Origin of the sequence: Enterococcus termitis (genome assembly GCF_001730305.1) — a bacterium.
Taxonomy (GTDB): domain Bacteria; phylum Bacillota; class Bacilli; order Lactobacillales; family Enterococcaceae; genus Enterococcus_L; species Enterococcus_L termitis.
In genome coordinates this window covers 128,249-144,417 of the sequence record NZ_MIJY01000045.1, presented here as the reverse complement: position 1 = coordinate 144,417, position 16,169 = coordinate 128,249, and the positions used below count along the sequence as shown (strand labels likewise).

Below are 16,169 nucleotides of genomic sequence, written 5' to 3'. Positions count from 1 at the left end.
TAAAAGCATTTAGCTCCTTCGGCTTTTTCCGAAGGAGCTACTTTTTTTGTCCCTATTTTTTAAGGAGCAGGCTATCATAGTCTCTGTTCAAAAACAGAAATACTCTTTTAAAAAGACCCGTTTGCCTTAACCCCTTATTTCAACAATTCATTTAAACTTCTTTTCTCCACTGCTTACCAAACGTTCACTCATTTCAATGAAGTCGAGTGTTGTCTTCGTTCGATAGACACCTTCTTTTCTTAAATGATGATACAATGTTGAAGTAGCTATCCCACAATGTTTTGAGATTTGTTCTGCAGACATTTTTGTATTGTGATACAAATCTAGTGCTTCACTGACTTGCTCTACAAGAGGTGGACGGCCTAAAACGACGCCCTTTTTTCTCGCAGCATCTAACCCCGCCAGTACACGTTCTCGAATCAGTTCTGCTTCCATTTCTGCAAAGGCACTCATGATCGTAAAAAAGAAACGCCCCATTGGTGTGGAAGTGTCAATATTATTTTCAATACTAACAAAATTGATATTTTGTTCATTAAATTTTTCCAGTAAAACCAGCAACTGTTTTGTGCCTCTCGCCAAACGATCCAATTTGAAAATAACAAATGTATCTCCTGGTTCAAGAACATTCAGCGCTTTATTCAGCTCACTGCGAAAACTTTTCCGACCACTCTCATGCTCTTTAAAAATCATATCGACTCCGTAATCTTCCAATGCCTGTTGCTGTGAATCGAATTTTTGAAAATGAGTACTAACACGCATATAACCAATAACTGCCATATTTCTTTCCTCCCTTACTTTCAATGAGTGCTCTACTACCTTTTTTTGAGACCTTTAGCTTTTCACTAGATTAGCTGGTGCCTTGTGGTTCAACATAAATAGAATAGTAATATCCTTTCTGCGCTAACAAGGCTTCATGGGTCCCTTCTTCTACGATCCTACCTTGATCCATGACTAGGATACGATCGAAATGCCGAATCGTATTTAAACGATGTGCCACAATGACACAAGTAAACTCATAGGTTTTCAGCCTGTTCATGATAAAGTTCTCTGAAATATTGTCTAATGAACTAGTCGGTTCATCCATCAGCAACAAGCTGGTTTCTTTCACTAACGCACGAGCAATCGAAATCCGCTGCATTTGACCACCAGACAGATTCATCCCACCTTCAGAAATTTGTGTTTCTAAGCCTAATGGCAAATTCATAATAATTTCATCTACCTTAGAATCGAAAATCGCCTGTTCTACTCGGTCAGGAGCAATATCATTCTGATTTAAAACAATATTCTCATAAAGAGAGGAGTTAAAAATCGTTGGTTTTTGATTAACGATACTAACACAGTTTTTTAAAGAAACATCATCGATTTTACTTATATCAACATCGTTGAAACGAATCTCACCAGTACTAACATCATATAGTCCAGCAAGTAGCTTCAATAAAGTACTTTTCCCTGAACCGCTTTTCCCGACAATGGCTACTTTCTCTCCTGCAGCAATGTTAAAAGAGATACCACTTAAAATCTCTTCTTCAAAATGGCTGTATTTAAAAGAAATATCTTTTGCCGTAATTTCATCAATCTGCTCGATTTTTTCGTCAGCCGTAGTCAAGCGGGAATTATCTTTTGCATCTAAAATTTCATTTAACTTGCCAAAATAAGAACGTAGTAAAAGTACTTCGGTGTATGAATCAAACACTGTGACGATCGGCGTGATGAAGGCGCCTGCTAATGCATTGAAACTGATTAGCTCACCTAAGGTTACTTGACCGTTGACTACTTGCATCAAGCCAATATAAATCAATGTAATCGGCAGGATAAATTGAATCGAAGTTTGAATGGTTCTGACCCAAGTAGAAAAGCGGCTTTTTTCAGCCCGCAAGCTAATTTGATTTTTAAACTCATTACGCCATTTTGTATAAAACTCATTCTCAGACCCAGATGACTTAATTGTTTCCATTCCTTCGAATAGTTCAACTAAAATACGTTGAACCTTTGATTGTGCAATCAATTCTTTGTTGGTGATGCTTTGAACACGTCTTGAATTAACAACAGAAATCAAACCCATCAGCAATGCACCGAAGATAGCGATCAATGTTAACTGAACAGACATATTGATCATCAGAATCAAATAAATAAACACAAATAAGAAATCCACAAATATCGTTAGCATCCGCTGGCTCATGATCTGTTGAATAATCACACTTAAGTTTGCTCTAAAGATCAAATCTCCAGTTGAACGATTAATAAAAAAACGCAACGGTAAACGAATGATTTTTTGCATGAACTGCTTCATTAAGGTTAAATCAAAAAGATTTTCTAACACGATCAGCACTAAGCCCCTAGCCACCTGTAAAAAGTAATAGGCGACAAAGAGTACAACAATCGTTAGTCCGATTTGAAGTCCGTTTCCAGCTGCTACAGCTGCACCATCAATAATCATTTGTGTGATTCTAGGAATGATGATCGTTACGACTTGGATCAACAGCGTTAAGGCAATAAAAAATCCGACACGCGCTTTTTTACTCTTTAAAATCCCTTTTAAAACACTCCATGTAGCATTCTCAGCTTTTTTTCTTTGCGAAATGGTGACATCCACATCTTCTAAAATCAAGGCTATATTTGAAAAGCTTGCCAAAAATTCTTCACGCTTGATTTTTTTTCGCCCAGTGGACGGATCAAGTATAGTTGCCTCTTTTTCCGTTAGCTTTTCCAAAACAACATAGTGTCGTTCTTCCCAAAAGCAAATCGTAGGCGTTGTCTGCTCTTCTAAAATATCCATTTCTAATACGCGAATCGCTTTCGTTTCAATGCCTCGATCCAATAAAATTTGGTACAGATTTGTTAAGGTATTGCCGCCTTTAGGTACGCCATAGACATCGCGTAAATGACTTAATGTGACTTGGTCATCATAATAATTCAAGACCATCGTAGTACAAGCCAAGCCACACTCGCTATGCTCACTTTGTTCAATAAACGGAATTTTTTTTACCAATACAGCTCCCCCCTCTCTTATTTACTCGGTAATGATAACGTTAATACATCCGCTGTATTTTTAGGATCATGGAAACGTAAAATTTGATGTCCAATGCCCGATAAACCAGTGAATAGACCATATTTAGGGATCGTTGGTAAGCCTTCAAATGTATAAGTTTGATGCATGATTTTTTCCTCGATCTTACGATGCTTCTCTTCGATTTGCTCTTTTTGTTCACACGTTGCAAACTCCGTTTTGCCATACGCAGACAGAAAAGCTAAATCACTTAGATTTCCGTGGCAAAGGCAATCATCTCTTTTTTCTTGGGCTAGCAGACGCTCAGCAGCAATTTGAACTTCCTCTTGTAGCTTAGGATCATTAAATCCGCTATCTAAAAGATCTAAATAAGCCAAACCAATACCAGTAGAGCCGTAGCACCAAAGATCATTGACCATAGGCGGAGTAGGTCTTAGGTCCAGCCAACCCTTTTGAATTGGATCGTAGGTCGTCCGTTCTTTCATCAAACATTGCTTAATGAGCAATTCAATTTCCGCATCATAAGTTATTTTCAACAGGCTATTGGCTGCATGAATAACACCTGAATACCCGTGAGCAAAGCCGCCTTGCGTAATTTGAGTAAGATCTAAATCGAATAATAGCTGCTTCGCAAATTCATAATAACGTGTCTGATTCGTTTCATGATATAAAAGAACAAAGATCTTGATGATCGAAGCCGTACCGCCATTCCAATCATAACTTTCAATAGTCGCAGGATCATAATTAGCTATATATTTCTCTGCCAGTGATTCCGCTGTTTTTAATAAGTCCGTATTTTGTGTTTGTTTATACGTATAAAGCAATGGATAGACAGCAGCAAATGAGCCATAAAAAGCGGAGATACTATCCACATAATCTTCTTCCAACTTCAATACTAATTTCTCAGATAAGTCATAAGCTTCCTTGAATTTCGGTTCTTTTAACGTGTGATACAATTCACTAAAATAAAAATACATACCCGTAATTCCATCATAAAAGTTCTCATTCATGACATTTACCACATAATTGTCTGGTGAAGACTCTTCAATATCTTTCCAGGCAATTGAATCTTCTCCTAAAAATGCTGCTTCCAGAATCGCTTCTCCGATTCCGCTGGCGCCATTTTTCAATAAAGACTGACCTGCACGTTCATTTAAAGGAACTCTTTTTTCTTGTAAATCTGTTGAATGATATAAACCAAAAGAAGTTTTTAAATAATCTAATTGTTCTGTTTCTTCCTGTTTGGAATACTCTTTGATTTTCGCAACTTCCAAATCAATTGCTTTATCTAGGTACATGTCCTTAATGACTTCTCCTTGACTAGCCACAAGATCTTTACTATTCGTAGGATTAAAGAAAATCGGCACATCGTGTTGAAGCATGTCTCTCACCTCGTAAGGTACCGGTTTGGCATTTGAATAACCATGCATCCAAAGATTTTCGAATAATTTTTCCCGCTCGATATAATCGACCATACAACTTGGATGAGTTGAATAATCAAGTAGGTCCCCATAGCTTTGAGTTGTCTTGATAACATTACGCACAAGACAGTTAGAAAAAATGGTTTCAACCAATGCTGCCAGCGTCTCTTTATTATTCAATGCAAAGGTTGAAAATTCCTGCAGACCTTCAATAATCGTATCGATATAAGGGACAAAATCAACTTTTTCTCCGTTGTACATTGGAATATTTTCCGCTGCATCCGTAATATGTTCCTGATATAAAAACTGCATATTGACAGAATCAAAATTCACAAGTTTCAGCACTTTATAAGGCAGCTTTTGTTCTCCGCCGCTTAAGGCACTCAGCTGGATTCCTTTAGAAGCACCTTCAACATCTTCTTCTGCTCGTTCTTCAAACAGATAGATTGGTACTAAGCCACTCATCACAACAGACTCACCATTTTCCTGCATCACTTTGACGATGGCATTTTGATTATCAGGCATTGGAAAATGATTTTGAATGATCGTCTCTAAATCGATCAACACAGGATATTTTTCAAAAGCCAACACATTTTCCAAATGAAAGTCATTTCCATTAAGTAAATAAACTAAAGCGATCGTTTGACCGAACTGACGATAATAATGACGGACATCTTCTTCTGTCGGACATTCCAAATAAAGCAGGCGTTCTTCAAATGAATAGTTTTCTTTGACGATTTTTGTTGTTAAGTAGAAATCAAATGAGGCATCCAGCTTTTGAATTTCTCGTACAAATTGATCAAAGCGCTCACTGATCATTAAATTTTTAGGTTTGTAGACAAGCTCAGTTTGCTCATTAAAAGTCAATATCGCGACTGATTTACCGCGGTCATGAGAATCACCTGCACCCATTTTCAAGCCAGTTAAAGATAATGGCAACGCTACTTTGAACACCTCATTTAATTCCTGCTGGCTTTCATCAAGTGCCTGCAAAAGCTCTTCAAAATTGACAAGTTGAAACCCAATCATTTCAGCATATAATCGTGTTAATACAGGATATTGAGCAAAAAAATCTGCTACTTTCTCCCGCGAATCAAAACGGATCATCAAATAATTCTGAAACGCTGCTTTTTCATCAAGATCTGCTTCTAACTCCAGTTTTTCTTTTGTCACATGCAAATCATAAACAAAGGTTCTAAGCCCGATATCCATAAAGCGATTGATCACTTCACCGACGTAATCCATCATGGCACTGTCCTGTACTTTTAGTGCTGGGAACTCATTTCGCAATTCTTTCAACCGATTTTCAAAATAATCGATGTGCAGACGTAAGGCATAAGTGAAATTAGCTTTACTTTCATCAAAAATATCCGCGACTAAATGATCCTCCTGCGCAAAGATTGCTTGTGTCACTTTAAACCAATCATCTGTTTGGATCGCAGAGAAAATGTAGTCTTTTTCTGCTTCATCGAGTTCTTTGATCGCTAAACCAAACTCTTCTTTGGTTAATTGCGCAGCTTGAAGAATCTCTTCAAATCGTTCATCGGTCACAGTCGTCGGCCGACTGCGCCACTTTTTATAGTTTTCTATTGGTGACTCGTTCGTTTGGTTTTCTTTTTTTGTATAATATTCTTTTAAAAGATCATATCGTTGACGAATAGATGTTGCTTTAGCTAAATTATTAAGACTCATATTTCAGCCTCCTTTAAATCATTTATTTATGTAAATTCTCCTGAATAGTTTTCCTATAAAATAAGTGCTAGATAGATTACTTCGTAAGAAGCAATCTATCTAGCAATCGAATTATTTCATATTACCAACCGCAACATCTTGAAGAGTAGCAGCTATAGCTACATCTTGAAGAGTAACAGCTTCTAGATGATGATGATGACGAAGATGATGAAGACCAGCTCCATCCGCCGAAGCTCCCTTGTACTTTGTTCATTTCTTCTGTTGTTAATTCCTCAAAAGATTTTCCAACTTTTTTTTCTGCTGTTTTGTTCATAGTGTGTTTCCTCCCTTTTAAGTTTTACTAATAATAAAGTGTGCACATTTATTATTGATCTATTTAAACTGGACGTTTGCTTATAGCAAATCGTCCAACTTAAAACAAATTTGCTGGTTTACGATCGTTCAATCAGATTGATAATTTTACAATCGTAAATTTGCTGGCTTCGATTTTAAAGTTCGCCGATTTAGTTGTAGCTGTTGTCTTACCTTTGATTAACGGTGCGATTTCATATTCACCTGGTGGTAAGTAAACACTGATTTGACCAAAGCTATTTGTCATAACAGTCGTTTCTAACGCTGCACCTTTTGTACAGGTGATCGTATATTCTAAGCCATTGATCACTTGCTTAGCATCGGTACTTGAAACATAGATCAATGCACGACCAGGCGTTTGTTTTGGTTTATTGTAAAAGATACTTTCTGCAATCTTTCCAACTTCGATCGTCTGTTTTTGCTCTGCGGTATCTATTTCATATCCGTCTGGCGCATTTGTTTCAGTAATCACGACTTCTCCTGCTGGTAAAGCTGGGAAGAAGAGTTCTCCATTAGCATCTGTTGTGCCAGTATGGGTATTTCCATTAGCGTCAGTCACAGTAAATTCAGCATTTGCTAAAACATTGTCTGTTTCGTAGCCATCTTTATCTTTAGCGTATTTTGTGATTTTCAATCCGCCAAGATTTTCTTTTTTCACATTGGCATGTCTGATTTCAGTTACTTTGCCCGCTTCAACATTGATTTCGTAGAAGGTTGTATCCTCTTCAAATCCAGGAGGTGCTTTGACCTCAACTGCGTAATATTTACCAGGCGCCAAATCATTTAACAGGATTTCTCCGTTTTGATCGGTTGTATATGTGCCTAATAACTGAGCATCGCTGTCATAAACTTCAAAAACTGCATCAGCTAAATATTCGATTGGGTCCGAACCTTTGACATACTTCACTATTTTTAATGAGCCTGTTTCAGGTACCACTTCTTTTTTATTTAAAACTTCTATTGTTGCTTTACCATTCGGATCGGTTTTAGATAGTGTGACATATTTTGGTGTTGTATCCAGTTCATAGCCTTCTGGTGCTTTTGTTTCAATCAATTTGTAGGTGCCGTATGGCAAATCAGTCAATGTTGCTACTCCATTCGCATCCGTCGTAACTTTACCGACTAATTGATCTGTACTGTCATAAACTTCAAATTCCGCACCTGCTAAACGTGTGCCTGCTTCATCTTTTTTGATGACCTCAAGATCACCCGTTGTTTGTTCTTTTTTGTTTATTACTGTAATACTAACTTTTCCATTCGGATCATTTTTCGATACGGTCACATAATGTGGTGTTTGATCTAATTCATGTCCTGCCGGTGCTTTTGTTTCAATCAATTTGTATACGCCATATGGTAGGTTAGTCAATGTTGCTACTCCATTGGCATCTGTCGTAACCTTACCGACCAATTGATTTGTACTATTGTAGACATCAAACTCTGCACCTGCTAAAAGTGTGCCTGCTTCATCTTTTTTGATGATCTCAAGATCACCCGTTGTTTGTTCTTTTTTGTTTATTACTGTAATACTAACTTTTCCATTCGGATCATTTTTCGATACGGTCACATAGTGCGGCGTTTGATCTAATTCATGTCCTGACGGTGCTTTTGTTTCGATTAATTTGTATGTGCCATATGGTAGGTCTTTCAATGTTGCGATTCCATTCGCATCTGTGGTAACCGTTCCAACTAATTGATTGCTTGCGTTATATACATTAAACTCTGCACCTGCTAATAGCTTGCCTGCTTCGTCTTTTTTAATAACCTCAAGATCACCTGTCGTTACTTTTTTCTTATTAATTATAGTAATACTAGCTACACCATTTGGATTATCTTTGGAGATGGTCACATAATGCGGTGTGAAGTCCAATTCATATCCGTTTGGTGCTTGAATTTCCAAAATCTTATATGTGCCATAAGGTAAATTGTTCATTGTCGCAATTCCATTGGCATTCGTTACGATCGTTCCAACTAATTGGTTGCTTGAATTGTAGACTTGGAAATAGGCGTTAGCCAGTAATTTTCCATCTTGGTCTTTCTTGATTACTTGTAAGCTGCCTGCCGATTTTTTGTTTGTAACATAAATCGTAACTGTTTTATTAATTGATGAAATCGTTACATATCTTGGCGTACTATCTAGCTCATATCCATTTGGTGCTTGAACTTCTACTAATTTATACGTCCCATAAGGCAGATTACTTAGTGAAGCTACACCGTTCATTCCTGTTACGATTCTTCCTACAAGCTGATTATTTGAGTTATAAACATCGAAAACCGCTCCTGCTAATGCTTGATTGTTTTCATTTGTCTTGACTACCTGCAATCCACCTTTTTCATTTGGAAGTGCTACATTGCATTTCGTTAAACAAACCAGTTGACCATTTCGCATCAAAGAGAAATACATCGGGCTTGATTCTAACTGATAGCCGCTTGGTGCTTTTGTTTCTTTAATTGAGTAATTACCTAAAGGCAATGTCGTTGTTTGAGCAACGCCATAGGTATTGGATTGAATGACTTGGACTGCACGTCCATACGAGTCATAAATCGTGAATTGGGCTCCTGCCAGTCTTGCATTTGTTTTTGAATCATATTTGATTACTTGTATCCCCGCACGACCTGAAATGCCTAAAAATCTGGCAGTCGGCTGGTTTGTTGTTAAAATATTGTTTTGTATTTCGTCTAGGCTCTGAATCCCTCCACCATTAGCACTTGTTGAGGTTGCCCATGTTGAATTGGTGCTGGCTGCTTCTGCTGCTTGTCCATTGAACAAACCCATTGCAATCAAAAACATGATGAACGGTATGAGTAAATAACTAAATTTCTGCTTCATATCCTTAATAAACGCTCCTAACTATTATTTAATAAAAATTACAATAAAAAAATACTCTAAATGACTAGAATGTAATGAACCATACCAACAATAACACCATCTTCTTGTCAACTCCTCACTTCACAAAATATGAACTCAAATTTTGATTTATTTATTATTTATTTTTTTGTTATAATAACACACAGGAAGTAAATTTTTTCAACTGGTAAAGTAATTTATACCGAGGAAGGAGATTTTTTTTGAATAATTATGGAACATTACTAAAAAAAATCAGAATTGAAAAAGGGCTAAGTCAAAAAAATGTCTACTCAGGGATCATGACTAGGCAAACGTATTACTTAATCGAATCAAATGTTAGCATGCCTTCATTTGATAAATTTTTATTGATTCTGGAGAAACTTTTCTTATCTGCGGAAGAGTTTCTAAACTTACTTGATCCTGAGTATTTTCCCGCTGAAAATCAGCTATATTACGAATTGAGTCATGCGGTCTTTAAAAAAGACCGTAAACAGCTTGAACTACTGCTACAACTCACCAATCATCGCTATGAGACGACCAAAAATGAAAAATATTATCATTTGTCCTTGATCACCCGGGCGATGCTTCACATTACTTTCGAAGAACATGTATTGAACGAATCTGCTCCATTAGATCAATTGATGTTGCCGATCAAGCAGTATTTACTAGGCGTCGAGAAATGGTATTTATATGAACTAAAATTACTAAATAACTCACTTTATTGTTTTACTCCCTCTGAAGCAATCGCTTTAGGAACATTAGTGACACAAAAGATAGATCCTTTAAATCAGAAGGAAGAACTCCAAGATGCGAAATTAAGAATCTACTTAAACCTATCCTCTTTGTGTTTAAACAATAAAGATTATACACACGTCATGCGTTTTTCCCAGCAAGCTATAGACCATGCTAAATCTGACTATCGGATTTTTGAACAGCTTATTGCTCAGTTGAATTTCGCTATCGCACAATCTGCTATTACAGCTAAAGAAAAGAGCACTAACATTCTAAAATACCTAGATATTTTAGAGACACTGGGCTATTGCAAAATTGTAGAAGATTACCAGAAAATTTTACGTGCAAACAACATCACTTAGATTCACTCTTTTATCGTTGGTTCATTTTATTTACCAAACTGATTTACTTTATATGACCAACTGTACGGTCTTGGAGATTCTTCTGGAACGCCGTTTGTTTTAGTACCAAGTTTTGGTTTTATGAACATCGTTACCCAATATTCTTCATTCACTTGGTAGTCCAGCTCTACTTTATTTTGATCGACTAATTCACTACTGTTGCTAGAAATATGTTTTTTCCCTAAATCTTCGTTTGTCGAAGTGACGATGTACCCTAAAAAAGTATAATATTCAGGAATCAAATCACTAATCGCTACCTTCGTTTCTTCCCGCTTTAGATGGATTTGATAGTTTGAAAATAAGGATTGTGTTATCTCGGCAGCCGTATCTTTGGTTGAACTTTGGGAAACAATATTACTGATTTGTCCTGAAGCGTCAATCGTCGATGTAAAATAGCCTTTTGAAGGTATGACTAACCCTTCATTGGGATCAATTACGGCTTGGCGGATATTTAAAAAGACATTTTTTATTTTAGCGATCTTTTTGTTCGTCACAATAATTTGCTGATGTGTATACTGATCGTTCGTCAAGGTAAACTTGAAATTTTCTTTCGTTCCAGCTGTTACTTGACCATTGATTTCAATCTGTGTTTCATAGTCTTCTGGTTCTTTTAGTACCTCTTCTACGCTGTACGCTTGATTTGCTTTCCAGGGGTGAACGATTTTTTTCACCTCTGTTGGATACAGTGTGAAATTATCATTGCTTGTATATTGATCATTCCCGTATTTAAAATCAAAGGACTCTGATTTATCCGTTACTTCTGTTCCCACTTCATCAAACAACTTCTTTTGAAGGCTGACGATGATCGGTTTTACTTTAGGCACATCAAAGGTTTCCGGTGGTTGAACAACATCGTTGTAGTCTTTATACACGATAGTTGTTTTTCCATTTGTCAATGCAAATCCATTAGCATCGATTACTTTTGGCTTCAGCACATCATTTGTGGCACTGACCCGATAGGTCATTTCGGCATACATCACGTCTTCATCTGGATCATTTGAAACAGGATTCTTAAGTGCTCCGATATTCCAATTGATCGTGCGCACCCCCAAGATATCTTTCACATCTAAAGTCCCTTGACTTTCAGTTACACCGCCTTCCATGGAAAATCCTGTTCCCATGGGATCGACAATGTGGGCGGATTTTATCGCACCGACAATTTCTCCAGCAATTCCGCTCAAAATATCCTCTAAATTATCAGCAGTTGCAGCAAGACATTTATCCTCTGATGAAGCGATTTCTTTTAATGTCTGGTTTCCTGTCATTATTTCATCATCTTGCGAGGTTAAATCTAAATCTACACCAATCGTATAAAAATCCGAAACCAGCTTTTCACCATTCGACATCTTTTGATTTTTTGTAATAGTTGCTTGAGCAATCGAGCTATGGGCATGATTGGCCATCAAGCGATTTTTCGAGCCTGGCGGCATCTGTTCATACTCAGGTGCAAATGCACCGATTCGATATCTTGCTCCATTTCCATAGGTCTTGCTATAATCAAAATTTGCCTCTGGAATTGTTTTGACTGTTTCATAGTAGTTATATCCGGCAGCCCCATCTGGATAATCAAAACGCGTCATCTGCTTCAATTGATTGTACGGTGCGGTTGGCGGATAGCTATAGGTAGGAACACCATCAGAAATCAGTACAATATTCCTTTTTACACCTGTTGCTTTTTCCATCACTTCTGTGGCCGATTTGATCCCTGCCTGTGTAAAAGTACCGCCATTATAAACGGGTTCTAGTTCCTTGATTTTATCGATCAATAAATTTTTATGCGCATAATCAACAAATTGCCCTGTCCAGCCAGCCTCTTGAAAGGTATAGTTGGTAACGTCTGAATTATAGGTTACTAAAGCGATTCGATTGACATAATCTTTATGTAAAATCATATTCACGAATTTTTCAGCTGCGCTTTTCGCTTTGATCATCCGATCATTTTCTTCCATACTTCCTGATGTATCAATAATCAGTACAATATCCGTCGCTGGCGGTGGAAATTGATTCCGCCCTTCGACTCTGACGGTGATATCCCATTGATTTACCATTCCTTCAACCGGTTTTGCTGTTTTAATCGTCTTTACGCCACCTGGTCCGAGTTCTGTTTTCAACGCAGCTTTTATAGGCGCATTTGTGTATAAAAGGGCAGATTGGGTAAAATAGAGTGTTCCGACTAAACTAACAATAAGTGCCAGCCAACGAAACAATCGTAACTGTATGTTCCTCTTTTTTTTCACGAGCGCACCTTCTTTCCTTGAATTTTTCACTGCTATGAATTACTTGTTTGTCCTTTTAATAGATTATCGACATCTAAAAGCGGTACTTTGCTAGGGATTTGTGCATTCCACCAAGCATCTCGGTACGCAAATTTAGTAATGCCGATCGCTTCAGCTTTGATTTCAAATGTTAATGAAGCATCTGTATAATCTTCTGTGATATTCGCTTGATTCATTTGAACTTTTGTAAATAGAACCGTAGTCTGACCGGCTTTAGCCACTTTCTTTTTATAATAAAAGTAACCGTCTTTGCCATCTATCCAATCAGTCAAGTTGTAATCGATCGATAGAATGGGGTTTGTTCCTTCTGAGGTTGCAGGCAATAAGAGAACTGATCCATTGTCCTGCTTTTTGATAATACTTGGCAGCGCTAAGACTCTAACAAAAATATCTTGCTCACCTGTATTTTTCACCACAACTTTTTTTTCGTATACTTTATCGGGTACAAACGTATTTGGCGGAGTAAACTCTTCCTCGATTTCGGTTTGAATATTTCCTACCCTAAAATCATTTTGTACCTTATCACGATCTGTCAGTGCCGCATACGTTTGATATATACCTAGTGATACCATCACTAAAATAATTACTGAGCTGGTAAACAGGAAGAGATGTTTCGCTATTTTGATTTTCTTTTTAGATTTTCTTTGCTTCAAAATTGCCCCTCCTTTTTAATCACTCAGCTTATCTCGATACAAATTATATGCACTGCTGGAAGGATCGATCGCCCAATTACTTAATAACATTTGCGTTGCATCATGCGCATCCATCACTGGTTCTAATTTATAAAGAGCTCCTTTGACTTTGTTTGGTGCACTTTGATTCAATGAAACACTGCTTATGACTGGATCTGTCAATTCATTTGGCTGAAGCAATTCAGAATAATAAAAATATCCTTCTTGATACAACCAGAAATTTTTTGTTCCCTTTGCAGGCAAATAATCATAGACAGATAGAGGAAAATTTAATTGAAACCAACCTAAGTCGGTTTGGTCACGCTGACTATCTTTAAATTTGTACATATCCGCCTGGCTGCTGGGCACCACTGTATTTTTAGCAATATAATACCGTCCATCATAAAAATAGGTTCCGCCGCTTTGTGCTGCACTTGACCAGCCTGCTGGATTTTCTCGATCAACGACTGGTTGAACTGCATTTGGCGCTACAGCTAAATTGCCGTTACCGGTTTGATCTGAAACATCTATTTTGAACATCAATAAATATTCATATAAGCTGATTCGAACAAATGCTGGTACATTTCCAGTGTTTTTTACTTGAACGACTTTTTTGACAGTCGCACCTGACTGCCATTCAAAGTTTGGCTCAAACTCCTCAACAATTTCAGCTGCCAATCTTGCTCCGACAAAATGATTTGTTTCTTCATCTTCAGAAACAAACCAGGCATATGTACTTCCTAGAACCATCAAACTAGAAAAAAGAAACGCGCAAACTGTGATGATCAATTTGGCAGGTATCTTTACTTTTTTTCTGCGAGTGCTGTTTTTCTGTTTCACTGCATTCTTCTTCACACGCGTTTTCCCCCTATTCCTTGATCGTTCTAAGAAATTCAATTTTTCTTGCTTTTTTTACTCTTTTCATTCTTTTTGTATTTTAAAATCAATAAAATAATTAATATCAAAAATAGCCCTATACAAGTAAATAATAATGCTTCACGCCATTGCTCCCCGGTTCTGGGAAATGACAGTTTCTCTTTCAGCACATCACTAATTTTTTGAGGTTTATCTGGATCCTTTGTAACAGGCAGTTCTGTTTTTACCGCTTTAAAATGCCAGATATTTTCCACAATATTTTTTTTGAAAAAGTCTTTGTTTGTGTACGTTTGGCCGTCCAGTTCAAATTTTGCTTCTAGTTGATGAGTATCTCCACCCTTAAAAATTCCTAAATCTAAAGGATTGGTTTTGTCTTGCAGATTCACGGTCTTACTTATACCTGACAGTGGACCGCTGTATATTTCTTTTCCATCAAAAAGCAGGCTCATTTGAATAGCTTTGGATAAGTCCAAACTTCCTTCGATCAATGTTGGTTTACTACTGACCATCGTTAATTGATAAGGGATATCTCTTTCTATGTTGATGATCGTAATGTTGATAGACCATTTTTTCCCGGGAGCAACATCACGGATGTCTACTAAATAGTTTCCATCACTTTTCACTTTGATCCCTTGGTCATCTCCAACTATCATTCCAGAAGGAAGAGCGGACTCACCTCTGACTTCAACAGGTTTGAAAGCAATCAATAGGCTAATCATTAAAATGAATGCCACTAAAAGCTTTCGGTTTCTCCTGCTTCGAATGTTCATCCTTCCTCCCCCTTCTCAAAATAGATAGCTTTTTTCATTATTTAGCTGGTACTAAAGCTTTTAGTGCTGTTGCTAACTCATCGTTAAGACCAGATGGTACCCATGCATCTACAGCATCTTTATACGCTGAGATTCCTTGACCTTTAACATTTAAGTCATAGCTCAATTTGCTGTATTTATTATCAGCTGTACCAAGTAATTTCACGGCATCGATCAATTGAGTCGTGTTCACTCCTGGTTTTACAACGCTTGTGTAGTAGAAATAACCATCAGCCGTATTGAAATACCATTTGTCTGCTACTTTTGGATCTGTTGTAAGATTGTTGAATGAAATTTGGATATTATTAGCGCCAGCTGCCGCAGGTGCTGTCCAAATCAATGTGCCATCTGCAGTGAATATTGGTGCATAAATCGGATTTGTCCAATCCTTTTCCTCTGCCGGAGTAGCATATTCTAATGACACATAACTTAATGAAGGCGTACCAGATTTAACTTTGATTGCATTTGATGCATTACGCTCAAACCCATCAACACCGCTAGCATGGTAAAGAACACCATCTTTTTCAAAGAAATAGCGGTACGTATACGTTGTTTTAGAACCCACAGTTTCAGCTTTTTCTTTTACTTTTAACTTGTATGTTCCTTTAAACTCACCTGCATCAATAGTCAATGACGGTGCGGCACCATCAAATGATGAATCTGTGAAACCAGCTGGAGCATCTGTTCCTGGCAAAACATAAACAGTAGCGCTTGTTTGATTTTCAAGCTCGGCACCTGTTGTTTGCTTTGGATTGTGGTCTTTCAACAATTTCAGCGTTTCTGATAAGGATACCCGAATCAAGGAATCGAATTTACCGATATTGGCAATCGCCACATCCTTGTTTACTTCTGAACCTGGTTCCCAATCGGTCGGCGGCTCAAATGTTTCCACTACTTCAATATCTTTTCCTGTAGCGATTTGACCTTCAAAGTGGTTGGTTTTGTTGTCCTCACTCGTGAACCAGGCAAATGTTGCCGCTAATACAGCAACAAGCGCAAAACCACTTGCTAAAGCCAATATTTTTTTCTTCTTGTTTTTTTGCATCTTTTTACTTCCTCCCCAATTTTTATATAATTCACCTTTTGAT

General features: G+C 37.4%; 11 protein-coding genes. 1 reads left to right on the top strand and 10 read right to left on the bottom strand.

Features of this window, described 5'->3' with window-relative positions; genetic code table 11:
* Positions 1 to 147: 147 nt before the first annotated feature.
* The 5 genes from BCR25_RS17305 to BCR25_RS17290 all read right to left on the bottom strand — a co-directional run bounded on the left by BCR25_RS17305 (position 148) and on the right by BCR25_RS17290 (position 9,298).
* Positions 148 to 777 carry a recombinase family protein gene (locus tag BCR25_RS17305; protein ID WP_069664863.1) on the bottom strand — a complete coding sequence of 210 codons (630 nt, stop codon included), beginning with the start codon at positions 775 to 777 and terminating at the stop codon, positions 148 to 150.
* A 70-nt stretch (positions 778 to 847) separates the two neighbouring features.
* Positions 848 to 2,989: a peptidase domain-containing ABC transporter gene (locus BCR25_RS17300; protein ID WP_069664862.1), complete on the bottom strand. Its 2,142-nt coding sequence runs from the start codon at positions 2,987 to 2,989 to the stop codon at positions 848 to 850.
* A 17-nt stretch (positions 2,990 to 3,006) separates the two neighbouring features.
* Entirely contained in the window at positions 3,007 to 6,120 is a 3,114-nt protein-coding gene (gene lanM, locus BCR25_RS17295; RefSeq protein WP_069664861.1) for a type 2 lanthipeptide synthetase LanM, read from the bottom strand.
* Between the two features lie 121 nt (positions 6,121 to 6,241).
* On the bottom strand, positions 6,242 to 6,433 hold the full coding sequence (locus tag BCR25_RS20500; RefSeq protein WP_139243109.1) for a serine-rich class II lanthipeptide: 192 nt from the start codon (positions 6,431 to 6,433) through the stop codon (positions 6,242 to 6,244).
* 132 nt (positions 6,434 to 6,565) lie between these two features.
* On the bottom strand, positions 6,566 to 9,298 hold the full coding sequence (locus BCR25_RS17290) for an MSCRAMM family protein (RefSeq protein WP_069664860.1): 2,733 nt from the start codon (positions 9,296 to 9,298) through the stop codon (positions 6,566 to 6,568).
* 239 nt (positions 9,299 to 9,537) lie between these two features.
* Between BCR25_RS17290 and BCR25_RS17285 the strand changes: the two genes are divergently transcribed.
* Positions 9,538 to 10,410, top strand: a complete 873-nt coding sequence (locus BCR25_RS17285; protein ID WP_069664859.1) for a helix-turn-helix domain-containing protein — start codon at positions 9,538 to 9,540, stop codon at positions 10,408 to 10,410.
* 26 nt (positions 10,411 to 10,436) lie between these two features.
* On the opposite strand, the gene BCR25_RS17280 is transcribed toward BCR25_RS17285, so the two are convergent.
* Genes BCR25_RS17280 through BCR25_RS17260 form a run of 5 tightly spaced genes read right to left on the bottom strand, consistent with a single transcriptional unit; the run spans position 10,437 to position 16,126 of the window.
* Positions 10,437 to 12,686 carry a vWA domain-containing protein gene (locus tag BCR25_RS17280; RefSeq protein ID WP_069664858.1) on the bottom strand — a complete coding sequence of 750 codons (2,250 nt, stop codon included), beginning with the start codon at positions 12,684 to 12,686 and terminating at the stop codon, positions 10,437 to 10,439.
* Between the two features lie 32 nt (positions 12,687 to 12,718).
* Positions 12,719 to 13,378 carry a hypothetical protein gene (locus BCR25_RS17275; protein WP_069664857.1) on the bottom strand — a complete coding sequence of 220 codons (660 nt, stop codon included), beginning with the start codon at positions 13,376 to 13,378 and terminating at the stop codon, positions 12,719 to 12,721.
* Between the two features lie 15 nt (positions 13,379 to 13,393).
* Positions 13,394 to 14,251: a BsaA family SipW-dependent biofilm matrix protein gene (locus tag BCR25_RS17270; protein ID WP_069664856.1), complete on the bottom strand. Its 858-nt coding sequence runs from the start codon at positions 14,249 to 14,251 to the stop codon at positions 13,394 to 13,396.
* Between the two features lie 38 nt (positions 14,252 to 14,289).
* Complete coding sequence (locus tag BCR25_RS17265) at positions 14,290 to 15,042, bottom strand: hypothetical protein (protein WP_069664855.1); 753 nt, start codon at positions 15,040 to 15,042, stop codon at positions 14,290 to 14,292.
* Between the two features lie 37 nt (positions 15,043 to 15,079).
* Positions 15,080 to 16,126: a BsaA family SipW-dependent biofilm matrix protein gene (locus BCR25_RS17260; RefSeq protein ID WP_069664854.1), complete on the bottom strand. Its 1,047-nt coding sequence runs from the start codon at positions 16,124 to 16,126 to the stop codon at positions 15,080 to 15,082.
* Positions 16,127 to 16,169: the final 43 nt, after the last annotated feature.